General features: G+C 26.1%; 24 protein-coding genes and 1 riboswitch. Of the genes, 16 read left to right on the top strand and 8 right to left on the bottom strand.

Annotated features, from left to right (window positions below; all coding sequences use genetic code 11):
- Positions 1-528 (top strand): arginase family protein (locus T364_RS10900; protein ID WP_027128924.1); only part of this gene is annotated, 528 nt, incomplete at its 5' end.
- Between the two features lie 297 nt (positions 529-825).
- Here the strand turns inward: T364_RS10900 and T364_RS0110170 are convergent.
- From T364_RS0110170 to T364_RS0110145, 6 genes are all read right to left on the bottom strand, one after another.
- Entirely contained in the window at positions 826-1533 is a 708-nt protein-coding gene (locus T364_RS0110170) for a YoaK family protein (RefSeq protein WP_027129508.1), read from the bottom strand.
- 133 nt (positions 1534-1666) lie between these two features.
- Positions 1667-2281, bottom strand: a complete 615-nt coding sequence (locus tag T364_RS0110165; RefSeq protein WP_027129507.1) for a hypothetical protein — start codon at positions 2279-2281, stop codon at positions 1667-1669.
- A 13-nt stretch (positions 2282-2294) separates the two neighbouring features.
- Positions 2295-2642, bottom strand: coding sequence for a zinc ribbon domain-containing protein (locus tag T364_RS0110160; protein ID WP_027129506.1), 348 nt, complete (start codon positions 2640-2642; stop codon positions 2295-2297).
- A 19-nt stretch (positions 2643-2661) separates the two neighbouring features.
- Positions 2662-4467 (bottom strand): translation elongation factor 4, encoded by a 1806-nt coding sequence (gene lepA, locus T364_RS0110155; RefSeq protein ID WP_027129505.1) that lies wholly within the window; start codon positions 4465-4467, stop codon positions 2662-2664.
- Between the two features lie 86 nt (positions 4468-4553).
- The gene (locus tag T364_RS0110150) at positions 4554-5786 is read right to left on the bottom strand and encodes an aminopeptidase (protein ID WP_035945756.1); all 1233 of its coding nucleotides are present in this window, start codon (positions 5784-5786) and stop codon (positions 4554-4556) included.
- Between the two features lie 33 nt (positions 5787-5819).
- Positions 5820-6485, bottom strand: coding sequence for a YoaK family protein (locus T364_RS0110145; protein ID WP_027129503.1), 666 nt, complete (start codon positions 6483-6485; stop codon positions 5820-5822).
- A 131-nt stretch (positions 6486-6616) separates the two neighbouring features.
- A riboswitch (TPP riboswitch) is annotated at positions 6617-6708 on the top strand.
- 77 nt (positions 6709-6785) lie between these two features.
- Between T364_RS0110145 and T364_RS0110140 the strand changes: the two genes are divergently transcribed.
- Genes T364_RS0110140 through T364_RS0110130 form a run of 3 tightly spaced genes read left to right on the top strand, consistent with a single transcriptional unit; the run spans position 6786 to position 9244 of the window.
- Positions 6786-7520, top strand: a complete 735-nt coding sequence (locus tag T364_RS0110140) for an ABC transporter ATP-binding protein (RefSeq protein ID WP_027129502.1) — start codon at positions 6786-6788, stop codon at positions 7518-7520.
- Positions 7521-8261: an ABC transporter permease gene (locus T364_RS0110135; RefSeq protein ID WP_027129501.1), complete on the top strand. Its 741-nt coding sequence runs from the start codon at positions 7521-7523 to the stop codon at positions 8259-8261.
- 11 nt (positions 8262-8272) lie between these two features.
- Entirely contained in the window at positions 8273-9244 is a 972-nt protein-coding gene (locus tag T364_RS0110130; RefSeq protein ID WP_027129500.1) for an ABC transporter substrate-binding protein, read from the top strand.
- A gap of 245 nt (positions 9245-9489) precedes the next feature.
- Here T364_RS0110130 and T364_RS0110125 read toward each other — a convergent pair whose 3' ends face one another.
- Positions 9490-10143 (bottom strand): GntR family transcriptional regulator, encoded by a 654-nt coding sequence (locus tag T364_RS0110125; protein ID WP_027129499.1) that lies wholly within the window; start codon positions 10141-10143, stop codon positions 9490-9492.
- A 240-nt stretch (positions 10144-10383) separates the two neighbouring features.
- Here T364_RS0110125 and nagE point away from each other — a divergent pair, with 240 nt between their 5' ends.
- The 7 genes from nagE (at position 10384) to T364_RS0110085 (ending at position 17882) form a co-directional block, all read left to right on the top strand.
- The gene (gene nagE, locus T364_RS0110120) at positions 10384-11853 is read left to right on the top strand and encodes an N-acetylglucosamine-specific PTS transporter subunit IIBC (protein WP_027129498.1); all 1470 of its coding nucleotides are present in this window, start codon (positions 10384-10386) and stop codon (positions 11851-11853) included.
- A 132-nt stretch (positions 11854-11985) separates the two neighbouring features.
- Positions 11986-12372, top strand: coding sequence for a (deoxy)nucleoside triphosphate pyrophosphohydrolase (locus T364_RS0110115; RefSeq protein ID WP_027129497.1), 387 nt, complete (start codon positions 11986-11988; stop codon positions 12370-12372).
- Between the two features lie 51 nt (positions 12373-12423).
- Positions 12424-13230 (top strand): bifunctional hydroxymethylpyrimidine kinase/phosphomethylpyrimidine kinase, encoded by an 807-nt coding sequence (gene thiD, locus T364_RS0110110; RefSeq protein ID WP_027129496.1) that lies wholly within the window; start codon positions 12424-12426, stop codon positions 13228-13230.
- Entirely contained in the window at positions 13223-14686 is a 1464-nt protein-coding gene (thiM, locus tag T364_RS11245) for a hydroxyethylthiazole kinase (RefSeq protein ID WP_211249044.1), read from the top strand. The genes thiD and thiM overlap by 8 nt, the downstream gene beginning before the upstream one ends.
- Before the next feature lie 12 nt (positions 14687-14698).
- Positions 14699-15394: a flavin reductase family protein gene (locus tag T364_RS0110095; RefSeq protein ID WP_027129495.1), complete on the top strand. Its 696-nt coding sequence runs from the start codon at positions 14699-14701 to the stop codon at positions 15392-15394.
- A gap of 142 nt (positions 15395-15536) precedes the next feature.
- Positions 15537-17045, top strand: a complete 1509-nt coding sequence (locus T364_RS0110090) for a DUF1846 domain-containing protein (RefSeq protein ID WP_027129494.1) — start codon at positions 15537-15539, stop codon at positions 17043-17045.
- Between the two features lie 30 nt (positions 17046-17075).
- The gene (locus T364_RS0110085) at positions 17076-17882 is read left to right on the top strand and encodes a histidinol-phosphatase HisJ family protein (protein WP_027129493.1); all 807 of its coding nucleotides are present in this window, start codon (positions 17076-17078) and stop codon (positions 17880-17882) included.
- 71 nt (positions 17883-17953) lie between these two features.
- Here T364_RS0110085 and T364_RS0110080 read toward each other — a convergent pair whose 3' ends face one another.
- Positions 17954-18703: a tRNA1(Val) (adenine(37)-N6)-methyltransferase gene (locus tag T364_RS0110080; protein ID WP_027129492.1), complete on the bottom strand. Its 750-nt coding sequence runs from the start codon at positions 18701-18703 to the stop codon at positions 17954-17956.
- A 135-nt stretch (positions 18704-18838) separates the two neighbouring features.
- Here T364_RS0110080 and T364_RS0110075 point away from each other — a divergent pair, with 135 nt between their 5' ends.
- The 5 genes from T364_RS0110075 to dnaK all read left to right on the top strand — a co-directional run bounded on the left by T364_RS0110075 (position 18839) and on the right by dnaK (position 24721).
- On the top strand, positions 18839-20215 hold the full coding sequence (locus T364_RS0110075) for an MATE family efflux transporter (protein WP_027129491.1): 1377 nt from the start codon (positions 18839-18841) through the stop codon (positions 20213-20215).
- Entirely contained in the window at positions 20215-21015 is an 801-nt protein-coding gene (locus tag T364_RS0110070) for a Cof-type HAD-IIB family hydrolase (protein ID WP_027129490.1), read from the top strand. Before T364_RS0110075 ends, T364_RS0110070 begins: the two co-directional genes overlap by 1 nt.
- 185 nt (positions 21016-21200) lie before the next feature.
- Positions 21201-22223 (top strand): heat-inducible transcriptional repressor HrcA, encoded by a 1023-nt coding sequence (gene hrcA / locus T364_RS0110065; protein ID WP_027129489.1) that lies wholly within the window; start codon positions 21201-21203, stop codon positions 22221-22223.
- 11 nt (positions 22224-22234) lie between these two features.
- Positions 22235-22837 carry a nucleotide exchange factor GrpE gene (gene grpE, locus T364_RS0110060; protein ID WP_027129488.1) on the top strand — a complete coding sequence of 201 codons (603 nt, stop codon included), beginning with the start codon at positions 22235-22237 and terminating at the stop codon, positions 22835-22837.
- Positions 22838-22900: 63 nt separating this feature from the next.
- Entirely contained in the window at positions 22901-24721 is a 1821-nt protein-coding gene (gene dnaK / locus T364_RS0110055; RefSeq protein ID WP_027129487.1) for a molecular chaperone DnaK, read from the top strand.
- Positions 24722-24747 lie beyond the last annotated feature (26 nt).

The raw sequence follows: 24747 nt of genomic DNA, 5'->3' as shown, positions 1-24747 counted from the left end.
AGTGGTGTAAGAAAAGTATATAAGAATGAAAAAATAGGACTTATAAACTTTGATACTCATTTAGATATAAGACCATATGATAATGGAGCAACATCAGGAACATCTTTTAAACAAATATTAGATAGTGATAAAAATGCTTTTTATAGTATAGTTGGATTTAAAAAACAAGGAAATACAAAAAGATTAATAGAAACAGCAGAGAAATATAATGTATTAATGTTAGATGAAGAATATGAAGAAAACTATATAATAGAAAAGTTAAAAGAATTTATAGAAAAAGTAGATAAAGTATATATAACTTTCTGTATGGATGTATTTGATGCAGCACAAGCACCAGGAGTTTCAGCTCCAACAATAATGGGATTATGTCCCAAAAAAGGAAAGAGAATATTAAGAGAAATAATGAAAACAGGAAAAGTGGTATGTATAGATTTTGCGGAAGTAAATCCAACTTATGATATAGATAGTAGAACTTCCAAATTAGCAGGGGCTTTAATATATGATGTAATGTTAAATTTAAAAAAATAGATGTATAAATAAAAAACTCAAGATATTTTTCTTGAGTTTTTTATAAGTATTAATAATAATATAAATAAAAATATTGTAAAATAAAAAATAGATATAATACAAATATATAAGAAAATAAGATAATATATATCAAAATATTTATTAATAAAGAAAATTTTAAAAAATAAGAATAAAAAAATATTACTAAAATATATAAAAAAAAATACTAAATAATAAAAGTGAAATTATTTTTTTAATAAAGAATAATGAAAATATTATTAATAAAAGTTAGTATATGATATTATAAGTAAAAAATTATTATTTTCTATTTTTTAAATCATCTAATAGAAGACGAGTTAGTAATATACTAAGTGGAATTAAAGTAAATAGAATAGCTTTTCCTAAAAAAAGATGACATAAAATAGTAGAAATTAATCCACCAAAAACAAATATTCCAATCATTTTTAAATGTAAAAATAATTTACTTTTAACTTCTTTGTCTTCAGGAAATTTTCTAAATTTTACAATACTTATTCCAGTTTGTCTTAAATGATTTGTACAAAAAGTAGTTGCCATAGGGATTTTTCTGGTTTTTCTAAAAGTATTATATTGCATAGAGCAAATAAAATTAATAAATACTTGAGAAATTTGATAGGGGGCAGTTTCAGGTAATAATCCTAAAATAATAACAACAATTATTTCAATAAAAATAAGAACAGTATCCCATCTAATGTTATGAAGTTTTTTTATTGGACCTCCAACAGCTTCAGAAATAATGGCTCCAAAACAATAAGCAGACATTGGAATTAAATAGTAAAAAGCTTTAGAAAAATGTCCTGAACCTAATTCCATAGCAAATAATACAAAGTTTGCTGTTTGAGCATTACAGAAGACAGCTCCTCTTATAGTATAAGTAAAAGCGCCATAAAAGCCACTAATCATCATTAAAGTTAGAAAAACCCATAATTTTTCACATTCTAATCCTTCTTCTTTGATTGCAAGAGATTCTAGTTTAAAATTTTCCATAATACAACCTCCTGTACTCTACTTATAAATATAATCTTCTATTATTAGAATTATACCATATAAAATAAAAATTATAGGAAAATATTTTTTATAAAAGAAAAATACTTCCTATAATTTTAAAAAGTTATAATTTTTAACTGAAGATAATATAACCTAATGTAATTATTCCAAAAGTAAGAATAACAAAACTAGCAAACTTTGAAAGTTTTATAAGTACATCATCAGTAAGTTTCTTTCTAAAAGCACAGATGATATTGACTGTAAAAAACCATGAAATAACTCCACCAGCAGCTATTCCAAGAGCTAAATGGAAATAATTATCTTGGTCTCTTACTAATCCTAAAAGTGTATAAATAGCTAATATTGTAACTATTCCTGTAATGTTTAAAGAAGCTAGTCCAAATCCTATAAAATAATCTTGAAATATATTATAGTCTTGATTAATAATTTTTTTATCTAAAACAACAGGTGTATTTAATTTTTTTAATCCTAAAAGTATTAAAAGAACTCCAACTGCAATTTTACAGAAAATTTCATATTTAAATATAAAATCATCAACAATATTTACAAAAAGAAATGCAATAAGTCCATATAAAACATCAGAAGTAACCATTCCTAAAGCAGTAACATATCCTTCTCTTTTTCCTTCAGTTAAAGCTTTTTCCATACAATAAAATCCTACAGGACCAAAAGGGAAGGAAAGAATTAATCCAGTAGCAAGTCCTTTAAAAAATGTAATGTTTAACAACTATATCACATCCTTATAGTTTATTTCCACAGTTTGGACAAAATTTATCATTTTTATCAATCATATATCCACAGTTTGGACAAACATTATTATTTCTCACAATCTCTTCAATATCATCATAAGTAACTATACTCGAATCTAAAATTTTCTTCAAAGATTCACTTTTTACTTTATATATGCTTTTACAATTTTTACATACAATTAAAGCTTTTTTATTAAATTTAAAAAGAGGAATGAAGAAAAAAGTCAGGACATTAGCAACTTGATAAAGTTCAAATTTTTCATTTAAACAATTAGTACATTTGAAATTGACTTCTTTTATAAATTCATCTCTATTACTAAACCCTACAATAAAAAACATAATTCCTCCCAAAAAAAGATTAGTTATCATTTAATTTTAAGATAGAAACAAAAGCCTCTTGAGGAATTTCTACATTTCCTATTTGTTTCATTCTTTTCTTACCTGCTTTTTGTTTTTCTAATAATTTTTTCTTTCTTGTAATATCTCCACCATAACATTTAGCCAATACATTTTTTCTGTAAGCTTTTATAGTTTCACGAGCTATAATTTTAGCTCCTAAAGCTGCTTGAATAGGAATTTCAAATTGTTGTCTAGGAATTACATCCTTTAATTTTTCACAAATTGCTCTTCCTTTAGAAACAGCATTGTCTTTATGAGCTATGAAAGAAAAGGCATCAACTACTTCACCAGATACAAGAATATCTACTTTTACAAGGTCACCCTCTCTATAATCTATTAACTCATATTCAAAAGAAGCATATCCTCTTGTTTTTGATTTTAATTTATCATAGAAATCTAAAACTATTTCAGCTAGTGGAAGTTCATAAGTAATCATAGTTCTTGTATCATCAATATAACTCATTCCTACATAAACTCCACGTTTTTCTTGACAAAGTTCCATTACAGAACCAACATAATCTTTAGGAACTATTATATTTCCTTTGATATATGGCTCTTGAATTATAAATTTAGATTTTCCACCTTCAGGGAAATCACAAGGGTTGTCAATTACATAAGTAGGTTTTCCTTCCATTGTAATTCTATATTCAACAGATGGAGATGTAGAAATAAGGTCAATATCATATTCTCTTCTCAATCTTTCTACAATTATTTCCATATGTAATAAACCTAAGAAACCACATCTAAATCCAAATCCTAAGGCAAGAGATGTTTCAGGTACAAAGTTTAATGAAGCGTCATTTAATTGTAATTTTTCTAAAGATTCTCTTAAATCTCCATAATCATCAGTTGATATTGGATAAATTCCAGCAAAAACCATTGATTGAGCTGGTCTAAATCCATATAATGGTTCAGCACAAGGTCTGTTTGAATGAGTTATTGTATCTCCAACTCTAGAATCTTTTATAGTTTTAAGTCCTGTAATTATATATCCAACAGAACCAGAAGAAAGTTCATCAGTAGGTTTCATATTAGGTGAGAAAATTCCACACTCTAATATTTCAGCTTCTTTTTCAGTTGACCAAATTTTTATTTTATCTCCTTTTCTGATACATCCATCTTCTACTTTAATATAAGTAATAACTCCTCTATAATCATCAAATTTTGAGTCAAATATTAGAGCTCTTAAAGGAGCTTCTTCATCATAATTAGGACAAGGAATTCTCTTAACAATTTCTTCTAATAAATCTTCAATTCCTAAATTAATTTTTGCTGATGTCAATACAGCATCATCAGCTGGTAATCCTATTACATCTTCTATTTCTTTTTTTACTCTTTCAGGTTCAGCTGCTGGTAAATCTATTTTATTTATAACAGGAACTATTTCTAAATCATTTTCAAGAGCTAAATAAACATTAGCTAATGTTTGAGCTTCAACACCTTGAGCAGCATCTACTACAAGTAAAGCTCCTTCACAAGCTGATAAAGACCTAGATACTTCATATATAAAGTCTACATGTCCTGGAGTATCAATAAGATTTAATTCATAAGTATTTCCATCTTTGGCAGTATAATATAAAGTAACAGCTTGAGCTTTTATAGTAATTCCTTTTTCTCTTTCAAGATCCATAGAATCAAGTAATTGAGACTTCATATCACGCTCAGCTACTGTATGAGTAGCTTCTAAAAGTCTATCAGCAATAGTTGACTTTCCGTGGTCAATATGAGCAATGATTGAAAAGTTTCTTTTAAATTTTTGTTGCACTTAGACCTCCTAAAATAATTAAAATTAATTTTATAATACACTATATTATAAAATAAACACCTAAAAATTGCAAGAGAGTTAAAAGATTAAGCCCAATTTCCATTAATAAATATTTTTTCTATATTTCCATCTTCATCAAAAGCATCTATATTTAAATCTCTAGTTCCAAACATAAAATCCACATGAGTTAAAGAATCATTCATTCCAACTTTTTCCATTTCTTCTGGTGTTAGTTTATCTCCATTTTCAATACAACTAGAGTAAGCTTGTCCAATGGCTAAGTGACAAGAAGCATTTTCATCAAATAAAGTATTATAGAATAAAATACCTAAATTAGAAATAGGTGAATCATAAGGAACAAGAGCAATTTCTCCTAAATATTTTGCTCCTTCATCTATACTTACAAGATTTTCTAAAGCTTCATATCCTTTTTCAGCAGTAAATTTTACAATTTTTCCATTTTCAAAAGTTATAGAAAAATTATCAATTAAATTTCCACCATAATTAAGAGGTTTAGAAGCATAAACAACTCCATTTACACCATATTTATGAGGCATTGAAAAAACTTCTTCAGTAGGAATATTGGCTACAAATTCTACTCCTGATTTTGTAATATCTTTTCCAGAAGCCCAAATATGATTTTTAGGAAGCTCAACAATTAAATCTGTTCCAAGAGAGTTTGTTATTCTAAATTTTTTAAATTGCTTTTTATTTAAATAATTCATTTTTTCTTCTAAATTTTTTAAATGATTTTTCCATACTTCTGTAGCATCATTTTCTTCTGTTACTTTAGTAGATTTTAATATAGCTTCCCATAATAAATCTATAGCTTTTTCATCAGACTTTCCAGGGAATATTTTCTTAGCCCAAGCTAAAGTAGGGACAGATATAATATTCCATTGAAGTTCATTTACCATTATTTTATCATAATAAGGTTTTAATGCTTGACTTCTAGTTTTTTGATAAAGAGCTATCTTTTCACTGTTTACACCTGATAATAATTCTGGGTCATTAGCAGCAATACTTAAAAAAGCAGCTCCTTTATTAGCATAATGCATTAAAGACTCCACTTGCCAATTAGGTATTTCCTCAAATATTTTTTTATCTCCATGGATGAAAGTCATCTTTTTACAAAAATCATCATTCCAATGAACAATAACTTCACTAGCTCCTAATTCGTAGGCTCTTTCAACTAAAAGTCTTGTAAATTCAAAAATTTCTATAGGGGACATTATAACAAGAGCTTGTCCTTTTTGAATGTTAATTCCTATTTCTAAAGATAAATCTACATATTTTTTTAAAAGTTCTTTTTTTATCATTTTATTTCTCCTTGTATAATATTAATGTAAAAATTATTTATTATCTTGAAAATCACGACGAAGTTGAAAATAAGAAGCTCCAATTAAAAAATAAAGTAGAGGAATAAGAATAAGAGCATCATTTTGAAAAATATTATATAAATATGTAGCAACTATTCCACCACAAAAAAATGCTATAATAGTTGTAATATAGTAAAAAATTTTTATGTTATCCACTTTTATTCCTCTTAGTTTATATCCTATATAGACTCCTAAATCACTGATACTTCCTGTTAAATGAGAAGTTCTTATAAGAATACCTTTATATGTCATAAAAAGTCCATTTTGAATACCAGTAGTGAGACAAAGCATATAAGCAAAATTATTATTATCTTTAAAAAAAATATATGAAAAAAATATTGCAAATCCAATTCCGAAAAAGATTAGCCCATATCTTTTTCTTATATTAAAAGCTCTTTCTCCAATGATGGCTCCTGAAAAAATATTTCCAACCAAAAATAATAATAGCCCTAAAAATATTTTTATTATTTGGTCATCAATGGGAACATGATTTATCATATGGATTGCTGCTTTAGAAATATCTCCTGTAAAATGGGTTAGAGTTAATCCAATTAAAATAATACCATAAACATTTGCATAACCACTAATAAAACTTAAAGTTCCTATCCAAAATAAAACTAAATCCTCATGTCGTTGCATAAAATTTTCCTCCCCATTTAAACTCATATTATAATTAAATTTTATCATAATATTCAATAAAAGAATATTAATTTTTATAAAATTTTATTATTGAAAATATTTAATTTTTATGATAATATATTTCTTGAAAATCAAGCTACTAGGGGAGCTTTTAGCTGAGAATTTAGACCCTTAATTACCTGATCTAGATAACACTAGCGGAGGAAAGTGGCAAAGAATAATTTTATATTTTTTGTATAATTATTTTCTTTGACTAAGTAAGGTTCTAGAGAATAATTTTTTTTATTTTTAGGAGGAAAGTTGAAAGAAGAGTTTTTTAAAACATCTGAAATAGTTTTAAAAGTAGAAAATATAAGTTTTTTTTATGATAAAAAAGATTTATTAATAAAAGATTTATCTTTTTCTTTAAAGAAAAATGAATTTTTATCTATTATAGGAAGTAGTGGATGTGGAAAATCAACAATTATTAAATTAATAAGTGGAATTAAAAAAATGAATTCAGGAGATATAGTAGGAAAAAAAACTGCTTATATGCCTCAAAAAGACCTTCTTCTTCCTTGGAGAAATGTTTTAGAAAATATACTTCTTCCATCGGAACTAAGTAAAAAAAATCTTAATGAAGAGAAAAAAAAGGCTATTGATTATCTAAAGAAATTAAATTTAGAGAAATATGAAGAAAAATATCCTTATGAGTTGTCAGGAGGAATGAAACAAAGAGTTTCTTTTATTAGAACTTTGTTAACAGATGCTGATATTCTTTTATTAGATGAGCCTTTTAGTGCTTTAGATGCTATAACAAAAGAAAACTTACAAAAATGGTTACTAGAAGTTCTAAAAGATTTTGATAAGAGTATAATATTTATAACTCATGATATAAATGAAGCTATTTTTTTATCTGATAGGATTTTAGTTTGTCAAAATAGACCTTTAGATTCTTTTAAAGAATATATAATTCCTAAAGAAAAAAAATTGGATTTAGAATTTATAAAAGAGGTTAAAGAGAAAATTTTAATTGATATAGGAGGTGGTAAGTAGATGAAGAAAAATTCCCCAGCCTTGATTTTATCAATTATATTATTCTTATTTTGGGAAATATTAGCAAGATATGTAAATCTAGCTTTTATATTACCTTGGCCAACTCTTATTATAGAGAGGTTTTGGCAATTAAAAAAAATATTGATTTGTCATCATTTGATAGCTACATTAAAGATTTCATTTATTTCTTTAGCTATATCATTAGTATTAGCTATAGTACTAGCAATATTTATGGATATAAACAAAAGTATAGAAAATGCAATATATCCTATAATTGTGACTAGCCAAACAATTCCAATAACCACTATAGCTCCAATATTTATTTTATGGTTTGGATATTCCATATGGTCAAAAGTTTTAGTTGCAATAATTATTACATTTTTCCCTGTAACTATAAATATTTCTCAGGGATTAAAATCAATAAAAGAAGAACATCTAGAGCTTTTTAAAAGTATGGGAGCTTCAAAATTGGATATTTTTATTAAATTAAAAATTCCTTCGACTCTACCATATTTTTTCTCTTCATTAAAAATGGCAATTCCCTTTGTAATAATAGGAACAACTATAGGAGAGTGGTTAGGAGCTAATGAAGGATTAGGATATTTTAGTAAGAGAATGATGACACAATTAGATGGGGCAGGAGTTTTTGCTCCAGCAATTTTAATATCAATAATAGTTGTACTTATTGTAAAATTTATTTCACTTATAGAAGATAAATTATTAATTTGGGTAAAAAAATAAAGGAGATTTCAATGAAAAAAATAAAATATTTATTACTATTTTTATTAGTTTTTAGTTTTGGTTTTGGAAAAGAAAAAAAATTACAAGATTTTGATGTAATATTAGATTGGTATCCAAATGCTATTCATAGTTTTTTATATATAGCTGATGAAAAAGGATATTTTGAAGAAGAGGGAATTAATTTAGTAATTCACTATCCAGCTAATGTATCAGACCCAATAGCTTTACCAGCTGTAAAAAAAGCTCATGTTGGAATGTATTATTTACATCAATTAATAATGGCTAGAGCAAATGAAAATATTCCTGTAAAATCTATTGGAGCTATTGTACAAAAACCTTTAAATGTTGTTATTGCTCCTGAAAGTAAAAATATAAAAAGACCAAAAGATTTAGAAGGAAAAACAGTTGGATATTCACAAGGATATGTAGCAGAAAGATTATTACAAACAGTTATAAAAAATGATGGAGGAGATTTATCAAAAACAAATCTTATAGATGTGGGATTTGACTTATTAACAGCTACTATAACAAAAAAAGTTGATGCTACTTTTGGTGGATTTGTAAACCATGAAGTTCCTGTTTTCCAAGATAAAGGATTAGAGGTTAATTACTTTTATCCAACTGATTTTGGATTTCCTAACTATTATGAAGAAGTTTTTGTAGCTAATGAAGATATGGTAAAAGCTAATCCAGAACTTTATAAAGGATTCTTAAGAGCTATAGCAAGAGGATTTGAAGAGATGAAAAATGATCCAGAGGGAGCTATTGATTTATTATTACAAAAACAAGAAGCAGACCAATTCCCATTAACAAAAACTGTTGAAATGAAAAGTATTAATATATTACTTCCATTAATGGAAACAAAAGAAAATAAATTCTTATCTCAAGATAAAAAAGTATGGGAAGAGAATATTCAATGGATGTATAATGAAAAAATGATAAATAAAGAAATAACTTCAGAAGATGTAATGATAGAGCTATAAATAGGAAGAGTTATAATTTTATAATATTTTTATTTTAAAGTTCTAACATAAGAAAATTAAGAAAAAATTAATATAAAAAAGAGCTAGATAATATTTTTTTAAATACTAGTTAGCTCTTTTTTATTAATAATTAAAAAACTTATAAATATCTAAAATTAATAATAATTCAATTTTTTATAAAAAGAATATTCAAATTAGTTATTTAAATTATATATTTTATTTCTTAATTTGACATTTTAGATTTCCTATTTTTCTTCAAATTTTGGAATCATAAAATCCATTGATCTTTCAAGATGTTTTCTATTAATTTTTAATGCTTTAGCTAAATCTCTATTTTTGATACAATCTAAAATTTTAACATGGTCATTAAAAGCTTCAATTTTTCTAATATTCTCATCTATAGCTAATCTTCTAAATCTTTTAAGATAAAGATTTATATTATTAATCATACCCATTACTCTAGGAACTTTGGCAATTTCATATAACTCTATATTGAATTGAGAAAAAAGAGAAAAAATTTCTTCTAAATCATTTTCTTTTAACTTTTTTTCAGTTTTTTTTAAAATTTCTTCAATAAGTTTTATTTCTTTTTCAGTAGCTTTTTTTATAACTTCTTCTAAAATAATTCCTTCTAAAGCTATTCTTATTTTATATATTTCAATAAGTTCTTCTTTAGTAGTTTTTTTTACGATAACTCCCCCTGTAGAATTAGAAACGACAAGTCCTTCTAACTCTAGCATTCTTAGAGCTTCTCTTATAGGAGTTCTACTTATTTGGAATATTTTAGAATATTCAGTTTCTATAATTCTTTCTCCTTGAGGAATTTTACCATCTATAATCATTTCTTTTAATACATCATAAACTTTTTCTCTCATAGATTTATTTCTTTCTATTATCATTATAAAATACCTCTTTTCGTTTTGTGTATACACAGAACATTTTATACTATAAATATTTTATTGTCAAGAAAAATAAGATTAAAAAAATTAATAGTGTTTTTTTAATTCATTTTTTTTAAAAAATACACTTTGTTTGTAAAAAAATTTCAAAAAAAACTTGCTTTTTAGAAAAAATATAATATAATTATATTAAATAGTAGTTTATAAAGAAGTATATTTTATTAAGGAGAGTGGTTTTTTATGTTCGCTTATCTACAAAAAATTGGTAAAGCACTTATGGTTCCAGTAGCAGTTCTTCCAGCTGCGGCTATTCTTATGGGTATTGGTTATTGGATTGACCCTGTTGGTTGGGGAGGAAATAGCCAATTAGCAGCTTTTTTAATTAAAGCAGGAGCAGCTATTATTGATAATATGCCTATATTATTTGCTGTTGGTGTAGCTTTTGGACTTTCAAAAGATAAAAATGGTGCAGCAGCCCTTGCTGGTTTAGTTGCTTTTGAAGTTGTTACTACTTTATTATCTATTGGTGCAGTTTCTCAAATGACAGGAGTACCAGCAGACCAAGTATCACCTGCTTTTGGAAAAATCAATAACCAATTTGTAGGAATTTTATGTGGAGTTATTGCAGGAGAATTATATAATAAATTCCATAATTTAGAACTTCCTAAATTCTTAGCCTTTTTTAGTGGAAAAAGATTTGTGCCAATTATAACATCAGTTGTTATGTTAATTGTTTCATTTATATTATTATATATTTGGCCAGTAATTTATTCAGCACTAGTTTCTTTTGGTATTGCTATTGCAAAATTAGGACCTTTAGGAGCTGGAATTTATGGATTCTTTAATAGATTATTAATACCTGTTGGATTACACCATGCATTAAACTCAGTATTTTGGTTTAACGTTGCTGGAATTAATGATATTGGAAGATTCTGGGGAGATCCTGCTGCAGCATATGCTGGATTACCAGAAGCTATTCAAGGAAGTTATCATGTTGGAATGTATCAAGCAGGATTTTTCCCAATTATGATGTTTGGATTATTAGGAGCATGTTTAGCATTTATAACAACAGCTAAAGTTGAAAATAAGGAAAAAATAAAATCTATCATGTTAGCAGCAGGATTTGCAAGTTTCTTTACAGGAGTAACAGAACCAATTGAATTTGCATTTATGTTTGTTGCACCACCATTATATTTATTACATGCTGTTTTAACAGGAATATCTGTATTTATAGCAGCTTCATTTGATTGGATGGCAGGATTTGGATTTTCTGCAGGATTTGTAGATTTCTTCTTATCTTTACGTAATCCAAATGCAAATAATCCATTTATGTTAATAATATTAGGGTTAGTATTCTTTGTAGTTTATTTTGTAATATTTAGAGCTGTAATAGTTAAAGCAAATTTAAGAACTCCAGGAAGAGAAGAAGATGATGATACTGCAGTAATTAATGAATTTAAAGGAGAAGCAACTTCTAATGTAAAATTAGCAACAGCTTTACTACCATTATTAGGTGGAGCTGAAAATATAGTTGTAATAGATAATTGTACAACAAGATTGAGATTAGAAGTTAAAGATTCAACAATAGTAAAAGATAAAGAAATTAAAAAATTAGTACCAGGAGTATTAAAACCAAGTGCTACAACAGTTCAAGTAATAGTAGGACCTCATGTAGAATTTGTAGCAACAGAATTAAAAAAATTAGTATAATTTTATAAAAAAAGATTAATGACTACATACTCATTTATTTGAGTATGTAGTTTTTTATTGATACAAATATTTTTAAGTGATATAATATTTTTTGAAATATAAAAATATACTTATTGATTTAAAAGAGGAAAAATGGATAAAATTATTGATGTAGTAGCAGCTATAATTGAAAATGAAAATAATGAAATTCTTTGTACGTTAAGACCAAAAGATAAAATTTTGGGGAATAATTGGGAATTTCCTGGAGGAAAATTAGAAAATAATGAAACTTATTTTCAAGGAATTATAAGAGAAATAAAAGAGGAATTAGATTGTGATATTGAACCAATAAAAATTATAGGAAATGCTTATCATAAATATGAAAGAGGAACTGTAAATATAATTGCTATAAAATGTAAATTATTATCTAGTATAATTTTGAAGGAACATTCAGCTTTAGTATGGCTTAAAAGAGAAAACTTAAAATCTTTAGTTTGGGCACCAGCTGATATAGAAATTATAGAAAAATTTTTATTATAACAATTTTTACAATTAATGATAAAAAAATAACAAAAATTAACGGAGGTTTATATGAAACATGTTTTAACAATTGCTGGTTCTGATACTTGTGGGGGAGCTGGAATACAAGCTGATTTAAAAGCAATGAGTGCTTTAGGTGTTTATGGAATGAGTGTTATTACAGCTGTAACAGCTCAAAATACAAATGGAGTTTTTGGAGTTCAAGAAATTTCTAAAGAAATCATTGAAAAACAAATAGAAGTTATATTTGAAGATATAAGAGTGGACGCTGTAAAAATTGGAATGCTTTCTAGTATAGAAATAATAGAAAGTATTACAAAAATGTTAAAGAAGTATAATGTAAAAAATATTGTTATAGACCCTGTTATGGTTTCAAAAAGTAAATATAAATTATTAAAAGATGAAGCTATTGAAGCTTTAAAAAAATTTGTTGCTTTAGGAACTTTAGTAACCCCTAATATCCCTGAAGCTGAGATATTAGCTGATATGGAAATAAGAAATGAAGAAGAAATGATAGAAGCAGCTAAAAAAATTCAAAATCTTGGAGCTAAAAATGTTTTAGTAAAAGGAGGACACAGAGAAGATAATTGTACAGATGTATTATTACTTGAAAATGGAGAAATAGTAAAATTTCCAGGAGTGAGAATAGATACAATAAATACTCATGGAACAGGATGTACTCTTTCATCTTCTATTGCTTCTCTTATAGCTAAAGGAAATTCTGTAGAAGAAGCAGTTTGTCAAGGAAAAGATTATATAACAGAAGCTATAAAAAATTCATTTTCTATTGGACATGGAGTAGGTCCTGTTGGTCATTTTATAGATTTATATAAAAAGGCTGGTATGAATTATGAATAAAAATATAGATTATTCTGTTTATTTAGTAACTGATAGAGATATATTGAATGGGAGAGATTTATACAAGGCTGTTGAAGATAGTATTCTTGGGGGAACAACAGTTGTACAATTAAGAGAAAAATATATATCAAATGAAGAATTTTTAGAAATTGCTCAAAATTTAAAAAAGATAACAGATAAGTATAATATTCCTCTTATAATAAATGATAATATAGAAGTAGCAAAATTAGTAGATGCTACAGGAGTACATATAGGTCAAAAAGATGAGGAATTAAAAAAAGCAAGAGAAATTTTAGGTCCTAATAAAATAATAGGAGTTTCTGTAGGAAACATAGAAGAAGCTCTAAAAGCTCAAAAAGATGGAGCAGATTATTTAGGAATTGGAGCTATTTTTTATACTGGAAGTAAAAAAGATATTAATGAGCCATTAGGACTTGAAAAGTTAAAAGATATAGTAGAGAGAATAAATATTCCTAATGTAGCTATTGGTGGAATACATTTAGATAACATTATTTCTGTAATGAAAACTGGAACAGATGGAGTTGCTGTTATTTCTGAAATATTAGGAAAAGAAAATATAAAAGAAGCAACTAAAAATTTAAAAAAATATGTAGACAGTAATTTAGGAGAGAGAAAAATGGAAAAAGAAAAAATAGGAAATATAATAGAAGAAATAAGAGAAAAACAACCATTGGTGTATCATATAACAAATACTGTTACAATAAATGATTGTGCTAATATAACTCTTTCTATGGGTGGGTCACCATTAATGTCATTTTGTGAAGATGAATTAGAAGAAATTTTATCTTTCACTTCTGCTTTAGTTATTAATATAGGAACTATGGATAAACAAATGCGTAAAATTGTAGAGAAAGCTGGAAAAATTGCCAATAAATTAGGAGTTCCTGTAATTTTAGACCCTGTTGGAGTTGGAGCTTCTAAAGCTAGAAAAGAATTGATAGATGATTTATTAAAAAATGTAAAATTTGCTGTAATAAAGGGAAATCTGGCAGAAATAAAATCTATGGCTGGATTAAAAAATATGGCTAATAGAGGAGTTGACTCTATTGAAACTTTAGAAAATTCTGATGAAATAGCTAAAGAATTGGCTTTAAAATTAGGAACAGTTATAGCTATAACAGGGAAAGAAGATATTATAAGTGATGGAAAAAGAGTGGCTATTATAAAAAATGGAACTCCTATATTAGGAAAAGTAACTGGAACAGGTTGTATGACTGCTTCTCTTATAGGTTGTGCTTGTGGAAGTAATAAAGATTATATGTTAGGAACAACTTTAGGAGTAAGTTTAATGGGAATAGCTGGAGAACTTTCTGAAAAAACTCTTAGAGAAAATGAAGGAAATGGAACTTTAAGAGTTAAAATTTTAGATAATATTTATAATATAAATAAAGAAAGATTTTTGGAAAATGAAAAGATTATTTTAGAAAATTTCTAAAAAAGGAGAATTATGAAAAAAATTGATTTTAAAGGAAGTATTATACTAAATCCTGTTCCTGTAGTATTGATTACTAGTAAGAATTCAGAAGGAAAAGAAAATGTTTTTACAGTAGCATGGACAGGGACAATTTGTACAAAACCTCCTATGCTTTCAATATCAATAAGACCTGAAAGATTGTCTTATGAGTATATAAAAGAAACTATGGTATTTACTGTTAACTTACCATCAAAACAGCTTACAGAAAAAGTAGATTTTTGTGGTGTTCGTTCTGGAAGAACAAATGATAAAATTAAAGAGATGGGCTTTACAATGATACCTAGTGAAAATATAGATTGTTCTTATATAGAAGAATGTCCTATCAATATAGAATGTAAAGTAAAAGATATAATTCCTTTAGGAACTCATGATTTATTTTTAGCAGAAGTAGTTGGTTCACATGTGAATGAAAATTTATTAGATGAGAATGGAAAGATTCATTTTGAAAATGCTGAGCTTATAAATTATTGTCATGGGGAATATTTTCCAATGTCTAAAAAGGCTTTAGGGACTTTTGGTTTTTCTGTAATGAAGGAAAAAACAAAAATAAAAAAGGGATTAAATATTAAAAAAGAAACTTCTATTTCAAAATCCAATAAAATCGAAGAAAAAACAAAAAAAAGAAAATATGGAAATAGAATGAAAAAGAAAAATGCTTTAAATAAATAATTTTTGATTAAATATAAAGATATTTTATTTTTTATAGAAAAACAAAAATAAAATTTTAATAAAATAAAAATATATTTTGGAATTTTTTTGAAAATATGGTAGAATAGATAGTTGTTAAAAATTTATTAATTAGGAGGCATTTATGAAAATAGGATTTGATCATAATAAATACCTTGAGGAACAATCTAAATTTATATTAGAAAGAGTTAATAATTATGATAAGTTATATTTAGAATTTGGAGGAAAACTTTTCTTTGATTTACATGCAAAAAGAGTTTTACCTGGGTTTGATGAAAATGCTAAAATTAAATTGTTACATAAATTAAAGGAAAAAGTAGAAGTTATTATATGTGTTTATGCTGGTGATATTGAAAGAAATAAAATAAGAGGAGACTTTGGTATTACATATGATATGGATGTATTAAAGTTAATAGATGACCTTAGAGATTATGAATTAAAGGTTAATAGTGTTGTCATTACAAGATTTGAAGACCAACCAGCTACAAAAGTCTTTATAAATAAATTAGAGCACAGAGGAATAAAAGTTTACAAGCATAGAACTACAAAAGGTTATCCTACAGATGTGGATACAATAGTTAGTGAAGAAGGTTATGGAAAAAATCCTTATATTGAAACAACTAAGCCAATAGTAGTTGTTACAGCTCCTGGTCCAGGAAGCGGAAAATTAGCAACTTGTTTAAATCAATTATATCATGAAGGAAAAAAAGGAATAAAAGCAGGATATTCCAAATTTGAAACTTTCCCTGTTTGGAATGTACCTTTAAAACATCCTTTAAATATAGCTTATGAAGCAGCAACTGTTGATTTAAAAGATGTGAATATGATAGACCCATTCCATTTAGAAAATTATGGTCTTACAGCTGTAAACTATAATAGAGATATTGAAGCTTTTCCTGTTCTAAAAAGAATAATTGAAAGAATAACAGGAAATCCATCTGAGTATAAATCTCCAACAGATATGGGAGTTAATAGAGTGGGTTATGGAATAATAGATGATGAAGTAGTAAGAAAAGCTTCTGAACAAGAAATTATAAGAAGATATTTAAATGCTGGTTGTGAATATAAAAAAGGATATATTGACCAAGAAACTTTCCAAAGAGCTAGAATGATAATGGAAGGATTACAATTAAAAGAAGAAGATAGAGAAGTTTTAGTAGCAGCAAGAAAACGTCTTGAAAAAATTAAAAAAGTGGATAAAGAAGCTAGTTCTTCAGCTGTGGCTATCCAATTAGATGATGGTACAATAATTACAGGAAAAGGTTCTACAACTATGTGTGCAGCAGCTTCAGCTCTATTAAATTCTATAAAACATTTAGCTGGATTAGATGATGAGGTTCATTTATTAGCTCAAGAAACTTTAGAACCTATAATGAATTTAAAAATTAAGAATTTTGGAAGTAAAAAACCAACTCTTAACTGTGAAGAAGTATTAATAGCTTTAAGTATTTGTGCTGTAACAGACGAAAGAGCTAAAAAAGCAATAGATCAATTAAATAACTTAAAAGGTTCTCAGGCTCATTCTACAATAATCTTAGGAAAAGTAGATGAACAACTTTTAAGAAAATTAGGTATTGATGTTACTTGTGATATGATTTTCCCAACAGAAAATTTATATTATAATGAATTATAAAAAAATATAAAAGTAAAATTAGGAGAAAAAATGTTTTATAGTGATTATCATATTCATAGTAGATTTTCAGGAGATTCTAATGAGGATTTAATAAAAATTATAGAAAAATCTATAGAATTAGGATTAAAAGAAATAGCAATAACAGACCATTTAGAATATGGAATGAAAGATTTAAGTAGTGCTTGGGATATTAATTTAGATGAATATGTAAAAGAAATTTTAAGATTAAAAGAGATATATAAAAATAAAATAAAAATAAAATTGGGAGTAGAAGCAGGAGTACAACCTCATACTTTGAATTATTATAATGAAAAAATATCTAAATATCCTTTTGATTTTGTGATAGCTTCAACACATGGAATAAACAGTATTGATTTAGCTTTTGGAATATTACAAGAGGGAAAAACTAGAGATGAAATGCAAGATTTTTATTTTAAAACTGTTTTAGAAAATGTAAAAAAATTTAAAAATTATTGTGTTTATGGACATATAGATTTTGTAACTAGATATGGTGGAACTAAATTTAGAGGAATGGACATAGAGAAACATATGGAAGTTATAGATGAAATATTAAAAGAAATTATTCATAGTGGAAAAGGAATAGAGATTAATACTTCAGGATTTAGGTATGGGGAAAATAGAGTTTATCCAGATTTTCCAATTTTAAAAAGATATTTTGAACTAGGAGGGGAAATATTAACGATAGGTTCTGACTCACATCAAAAAGAATATATCACGAAATATTTTAAAACAGCCTATGAAATATTAGAAAAATTAGATATAAAATATATAACATCATTTGAAAAAATGAAACCTAATTTTATAAAAATAAGATAAAAAATAAACTGTTGTAACCTAAAAATAAGTTACAACAGTTTTTAATTTTTTTGTAAAATAGTAAAAATTTATTATTTGTTAATAATAGGTTCAAACATTTTTAAAACTTCTTGAGAATATTTCCCATCTTCATCATGTGCAACTAAAGGAGGTAATATTTTCATAGAATCTTTTCCAAATTTTATTCCTTCGATTAATAAAATTTTAGCTTGTTTATCTAATTTAGTATGGCAGAATCTAAGTTTTTTTGGAGAAATTCCGTATTTTCTCATTAAATCTAAAATTTCTAACATTCTATCTGGTCTGTGGACCATAGCAAAATATCCTTTATCCTTAAGTAGACAAGAAGCAATCTGTATAATTTCTTCTAAAGTTATAGTTATTTCATGACGAGCAAAAGTAAGTTGGTCAAGGTCATTTAAAAAATCAGGATTTCCATTAAATTTAAAAAATGGAGGATTTGTTATAACAGCATCTTGAGAACCATGATTAAAATATTTTTTCCAATTTTTCATATCATCATTAATAATTTCTATTTGTTCTTCTAAATTATTTAATTGAATATTTCTTTTAGCAAGATTTGCTGAAACTTCTTGAAGTTCAAATCCTTTTATTTTTGCTTTAGTTCTTTCAGAAAGAAAAAGAGGGATAGCTCCATTTCCTGTACCTAAATCAACAATTTTATTAACTCCTTTTCCAAGAGAAATAAAATTTGAGATTAAAAGAGAATCTAAAGAAAAATTAAAATAGTCATTTCTTTGAATAATTTTTAAATTTTTATTTAGAAGATTATTAATAACTTCATTTTCATGTAATAACATTTTTCCTCCTACAATATATAATTTCAAAATATTATAACATAAAAATTACAGAAAATAAATTTATAACTTATAGATTTATTTATTTTTTCATGTTATAATTTTATGATAAAAAACTTTATAGAGGGGAAAAGAAAAGTGAAAGATTACTTAAAATATGTAAAAGAAATTTTAAAATTGGCTCTTCCAGCTGTTGGAGAAATGATACTCTATATGTTAGTTTGGGTATTTGATACTATGATGGTAGGTCATTATGGGGGAAAATATTCAGTAGCAGCTGTAGGATTTTCATCAGAGATTATGTATACTGTTATGAATACGCTTATAGGAATGGGATTATCTGTATCAATGACTTCTATTATAGCTAGAGGTCTTGGAGCTAAAGATGAGAAAAAAACTTTAAAATTTGCTAATCAAGGATTTAATATAGGATTTGTTATTGCTTTAACAGTTTCTTCTACATATTTTATTTTTGCAAAAAATATTTTGAATTTTTTGGGAGCTGAAAAAGAAATAATAGGAATGGCAAGTTCTTACATAAGAATTTGTTCTGTTGGAATGTTTTTTACTATGTTAGGAAATTTGTTTAGTGGAATGTTTAGAGGATGTAAAGATACAAGAACTCCACTTTATGGAGCCATGATAGTAAATTGTGTTAATTTAGTTTTAGATTATTTATTAATTTTTGGAAAATTTGGTTTACCAGAATTAGGAGTAAAAGGGGCGGCTTTAGCTACTTCCACAGCTGGGATATCATGTTTTATTTTTTTATTTTTTAGATTGAAAAAACTTCCTATAAAATTAAAATTCTTTTCAAAAATAGATAAAAATATAATAAAAGAGATTCTTAGATTTTCTATACCAGCTTCTTTACAAGAAGGTTCATTTAGTATTGGAAAATTAATGGGAGTTGTTATAGTAATGTCTTTAGGTAGTTTGGCTTTTTCAGCTAATCAAATTTCAGTAACAATAGAAAGTATAAGTTTTATGCCTGGTTGGGGATTTTCTTTAGCTTGTACAGCTTTAACAGGATATTGTGTTGGAGATGGAGATTTTGTAAAAGCTAAAAAATATATAAATACTACAGCAATTTTATCAGGTATTATAATGGGAACTTTTGGAATTATATTTTTCTTTTTTTCAAAAGATATAATAAAATTATTTATAAAAAAAGATGAGATAGAGGTAATAAAATTAGGAGCCATTTGTTTACAGATAGGTTGTTTTCAACAAATTGGAACTTCATTAGGAATGACTTTTTCAGGTGCTTTTAAAGGAATGGGAGATTCTAAAACTCCTTTTAAAGTAAGTTTTGTTTGTAACTGGTTAATAAGATTACCTCTTATGTATTATTTCTTATATTTGAACAAAAAACCAATAACTTATTTCTGGTGGATAACAGTACTACAATGGAATTTAGAAGCTATAACATTATTTATTTGTTATAAATTTAAAATAAAAAATCTTATAAAAATGAGAGAAAGATGTAAGAATAATATGTGTGAGGGGGAATAATGATAAAAGCTATTGCTTTAGATTTAGATGGAACATTGTTAAATGATAAAAAAGAAGTTACAGATAGAAGTGTTAATATATTAAGAAAGCTTTATAAAAAAGGAATAGAAATTTTAATTGTTACAGGAAGACCTTATTCTTCAACTACCAAAATAATAGAAAGACTTGGAATACCAATGACAGCTATTTGTTATAATGGAGGAAAAATAATAGATACAATTTCAGGAGAAATATTAGAAAATAAATTGTTGCCTGAAGATGTAGCAAAAAAATTATTTGAATATATAGAAGTAAAAAAATTAAATATAAATATTTTTATGAATGAAAAATGGCATGCTAATGATTTAGAAAGTGAAAGTGCAAAAATTTATAAAAAAAATTCAGGATTAACTCCAATAAAAATAGATTTAAAAAATTTTTCTAAAAAGAATATAACTAAAGGTGTTATAATAGATAAAACGGAAGTATTAGAAAAATATAAAAAAGAATTAGAAGATTTAATAGGAAAAAAAGCTTATATAACATTTACACAACCAACTTATCTAGAAGTTTTAAATAAAGATATTAATAAAGGAAAAGCTTTAAAAAGAATATTAGAACTAAAAAATATAGATATAAAACAATGTATGGCCTTTGGTGATGCTGAAAATGACAAAGAAATGTTAGAAACAGTAGGAGTAAATGTAGCTATGAAAGATTCTATTGATGAGTTAAAAGAAATTTGTGCTTATGTAACAAAAAATTCTAATGATGAAGATGGAGTTGCAAAATTTTTAGAAGAATATTTTAATGAAAAATAATTTTATTAAAAGAAACTATTACATTATTATGTAGTAGTTTTTTTATTATGTTAATCTAATTGATAAAATTTTTCAAAATAAAAAATATTCTAAAAACTATTGACAAAAATATTTAAAAATGATATCATGAATTTGTTAGTTAGCACTCTTAAATAATGAGTGCTAATATTTGGGAAGGTGATTAGATGCTGAGTGAAAGAGAAAAATTAGTTCTTAATGCAATTATAGACTATTATCTTATGTATGGTGAAACAATTGGGTCAAGAACTCTTGTAAAAAAATATAATATAGAATTATCTTCAGCAACAATCAGAAATGTTATGTCTGATTTGGAGGATGCTGGATTTATTGAAAAGACGCATTCTTCATCAGGAAGGATTCCAACAGATTTAGGTTATAAATATTATTTAAATGAACTTTTAGAAGTAGAAAAATTATCACTTGAAGAAAAAAGAAGAATAAATAATGAATATGACCAAAAGATGAATGCCCTAGATAATATTTTAAAAGAAACATCTTCTTTATTGTCAAAATTAACTTCTTATGCTTCAGTAGTTATAGAACCAGATCATAGGAAAGAAAATATAAAAAAGGTTGAATTAATTCATATTGATGATTACCTTATCTTAGCTATAATTGTTACTGAAGATTTAAATGTATCTACTAAAAAAATTAAGTTACAAACAGGAATTTCACAAGAAAAGTTAGCTATTTTATCAGATAGAATTAATAGAAATATTAAAACTCATAAGATAAAAAGTCATGAAATAGTAGATTTAATTAAAGAAAATTTTGAAGCTTATAATGATATTGAAAAAGAAATTTACAAAGATATAGAAGGAAAATTATATTTAAGTAATTCTCCTAGTATATTTAAAAATAAAAATGTAAATGAGATATTAGATGTGCTTGAAATCTTTAATGAAAAACAAGAAGTTAGAAATATTTTTGAAAGTATTGTAAATTCTAATGAATATATAGAAGGAAAAGTAAATGTTATTTTAGGAGATGATTTACCAATAAAAGGTTTAGAAGACTTTAGTTTTGTATATTCTGTATATAAAAAAGGTGATTCAAAAGGAGTTATAGGAGTTATTGGTCCAAAAAGAATGCCTTATTCCAAAACTATGGGACTTATAGATTATATTAGTAAAGAAGTTGAAAAAAATATAAATAAAGAAAAACTAATTGGAAATAAGAAAAAATAAAGGAGATAGTAATGTCAGAAGAATTAAAAAAAGATTCTATAGATGAATTAGAAAAAGAGAAAAATGAAAATTGTCAAAGTGAATGTGATAAAGAAAATTGTCAATGTTCAGAAGAAAAAGAGGAAGAAGTAAGAGAAGAAATAAATGAAATAGAAGCTATTCAAGAAGAAATTGGAAAATTAAAAGCAGAAGTTGAAGATTGGAAGCAATCTTATTTAAGAAAACAAGCTGATTTCCAAAACTTTACAAAAAGAAAAGAAAGAGAAATGGATGAACTTAGAAAATTTGCTTCTGAAAAAATAATAACAAAGTTATTAGATGGTATAGATAATTTAACTAGAGCAGAAGAAACTTCAAGACAAACAAATGATTTTGAAGGACTAGTTAAAGGTGTTGAATTAACATTAAATCAATTTAAAGAAGTTTTAAAATCTGAAGGATTAGAAGCAATAGAAACTGAGGGAAAAGAATTCAATCCAGAAGAACACATGGCTGTAATGGTAGAAGCAAATGAAGCTTTTGAAGATAATTTCATTATAGCTGAATTCCAAAAAGGATATAAATTAAAAGGAAAAGTTATAAGACCATCAATGGTTAAGGTATGTAAAAAATAATTAAAGTAAATAAAATAAAATTTTTATATAATATTTTTAGGAATATTTAAGGAGGAATATAAAATGTCTAAAGTAATTGGTATTGACTTAGGAACAACAAACTCATGTGTAGCAATAATGGAAGGTGGTTCAGCAAATATAATTACAAATGCTGAAGGAGCTAGAACTACACCATCAGTTGTAAATATTAAAGATAATGGAGAAATAGTAGTAGGAGAAATAGCAAAAAGACAAGCTATCACAAATCCAAATTCTACAATTTCATCTATTAAAACTCATATGGGTTCTGACTATAAAGTAACAGTTAATGGAAAAGATTATACACCACAAGAAATTTCAGCTATGACTTTAAGAAAATTAAAAAAAGATGCTGAAGCTTATTTAGGAGAAGAAGTAAAAGAAGCTGTAATTACAGTTCCAGCTTACTTTACAGATGCTCAAAGACAAGCTACAAAAGATGCAGGTGCAATAGCTGGATTAGAAGTAAAAAGAATAATTAACGAACCTACAGCAGCAGCTTTAGCTTATGGACTTGATAAGAAAAAAGAAGAAAAAGTTCTAGTATTTGACTTAGGAGGAGGAACTTTTGACGTATCTATTCTTGAAATTTCTGATGGAGTTATAGAAGTATTATCAACAGCAGGAAATAACCATTTAGGAGGAGATGATTTTGATGAAAGAATCATTAAATGGTTAGCTGAAGAATTTAAAAAAGAACAAGGAATTGATTTATTAAATGATAAAATGGCATATCAAAGATTAAAAGATGCTGCTGAAAAAGCTAAAAAAGAATTATCATCTATGATGGAAGCTCAAATCTCTTTACCATTTATCACTATGGACCAAACAGGACCAAAACACTTAGAAATGAAATTAACAAGAGCTAAATTTGATGCTTTAACAAAAGATTTAGTAGAAGCAACTCAAGGACCTACAAGAACAGCTTTATCAGATGCAGGATTATCTCCAGCTGAAATAGATGAAGTTTTATTAGTTGGTGGTTCTACAAGAATGATAGCTGTCCAAGAATGGGTAGAAGCATATTTTGGTAAAAAACCTAATAAAGGAATAAATCCTGATGAAGTTGTTGCAGCAGGAGCAGCTATTCAAGGTGGAGTTTTAATGGGAGATGTTAAAGATGTATTATTACTTGACGTAACTCCATTATCATTAGGAATTGAAACTTTAGGAGGAGTTTGTACAAGAATTATAGAGAAAAATACAACTATTCCTGTTAAAAAATCTCAAGTATTTTCTACAGCAGTAGATAACCAACCAGCAGTTACAATTAATGTATTACAAGGAGAAAGAGCAAAAGCTGCAGATAACCATAAATTAGGAGAGTTTAACTTAGAAGGAATTCCAGCAGCACCAAGAGGAATCCCACAAATCGAAGTTACATTTGATATAGACGCTAACGGAATTGTACATGTATCTGCTAAAGATTTAGGAACAGGAAAAGAAAATACAATAACAATTTCTGGTTCAAATAACTTATCAAATGATGATATTGAAAGAATGAAAAAAGAAGCTGAAGCTAACGAAGCTGAAGATAAAAAATTCAGAGAGTTAATAGAAACAAGAAATAAAGCTGATATGTTAATCGCTTCTACTGAAAATACATTAAAAGAACATTCATCAAAAGTAAGTGAAGCTGAGAAAAAAGCTATAGAAGAAGCTTTAGAAGAACTTAAAAAAGTAAAAGATTCTGAAGATAAAAAAATTATAGAAGATGCAATGGAAAAATTATCAAAAGCAGCTCAAAAATTAGCTGAAGAAATCTATAGAGAAGCTCAACAAGCACAACAAGCTAATGCTGGACAACAACAAGGTGGAAATAATAAAAAAGCAGATGATGTAGAGGACGCTGAAATAGTTGACTAATTAAAATAGATTACATTTCTCTGGGA

This window comes from Fusobacterium perfoetens ATCC 29250 (genome assembly GCF_000622245.1).
In the GTDB taxonomy this organism is placed as follows: domain Bacteria; phylum Fusobacteriota; class Fusobacteriia; order Fusobacteriales; family Fusobacteriaceae; genus Fusobacterium_B; species Fusobacterium_B perfoetens.
This window is presented reverse-complemented; position numbering and strand designations above follow the sequence as displayed.

Coding starts and splice junctions, on each gene's coding strand:
- T364_RS0110170 (WP_027129508.1), bottom strand. CDS start 1,533: ATGGAAAATTTTAAACTAGAATCTCTTGCAATCAAAGAAGAAGGATTA.
- T364_RS0110160 (WP_027129506.1), bottom strand. CDS start 2,642: ATGTTTTTTATTGTAGGGTTTAGTAATAGAGATGAATTTATAAAAGAA.
- T364_RS0110150 (WP_035945756.1), bottom strand. CDS start 5,786: ATGATAAAAAAAGAACTTTTAAAAAAATATGTAGATTTATCTTTAGAA.
- T364_RS0110145 (WP_027129503.1), bottom strand. CDS start 6,485: ATGCAACGACATGAGGATTTAGTTTTATTTTGGATAGGAACTTTAAGT.
- T364_RS0110135 (WP_027129501.1), top strand. CDS start 7,521: ATGAAGAAAAATTCCCCAGCCTTGATTTTATCAATTATATTATTCTTA.
- T364_RS0110130 (WP_027129500.1), top strand. CDS start 8,273: ATGAAAAAAATAAAATATTTATTACTATTTTTATTAGTTTTTAGTTTT.
- T364_RS0110125 (WP_027129499.1), bottom strand. CDS start 10,143: ATGATAATAGAAAGAAATAAATCTATGAGAGAAAAAGTTTATGATGTA.
- nagE (WP_027129498.1), top strand. CDS start 10,384: ATGTTCGCTTATCTACAAAAAATTGGTAAAGCACTTATGGTTCCAGTA.
- T364_RS0110115 (WP_027129497.1), top strand. CDS start 11,986: ATGGATAAAATTATTGATGTAGTAGCAGCTATAATTGAAAATGAAAAT.
- thiD (WP_027129496.1), top strand. CDS start 12,424: ATGAAACATGTTTTAACAATTGCTGGTTCTGATACTTGTGGGGGAGCT.
- thiM (WP_211249044.1), top strand. CDS start 13,223: ATGAATAAAAATATAGATTATTCTGTTTATTTAGTAACTGATAGAGAT.
- T364_RS0110095 (WP_027129495.1), top strand. CDS start 14,699: ATGAAAAAAATTGATTTTAAAGGAAGTATTATACTAAATCCTGTTCCT.
- T364_RS0110090 (WP_027129494.1), top strand. CDS start 15,537: ATGAAAATAGGATTTGATCATAATAAATACCTTGAGGAACAATCTAAA.
- T364_RS0110085 (WP_027129493.1), top strand. CDS start 17,076: ATGTTTTATAGTGATTATCATATTCATAGTAGATTTTCAGGAGATTCT.
- T364_RS0110080 (WP_027129492.1), bottom strand. CDS start 18,703: ATGTTATTACATGAAAATGAAGTTATTAATAATCTTCTAAATAAAAAT.
- T364_RS0110070 (WP_027129490.1), top strand. CDS start 20,215: ATGATAAAAGCTATTGCTTTAGATTTAGATGGAACATTGTTAAATGAT.
- hrcA (WP_027129489.1), top strand. CDS start 21,201: ATGCTGAGTGAAAGAGAAAAATTAGTTCTTAATGCAATTATAGACTAT.
- grpE (WP_027129488.1), top strand. CDS start 22,235: ATGTCAGAAGAATTAAAAAAAGATTCTATAGATGAATTAGAAAAAGAG.
- dnaK (WP_027129487.1), top strand. CDS start 22,901: ATGTCTAAAGTAATTGGTATTGACTTAGGAACAACAAACTCATGTGTA.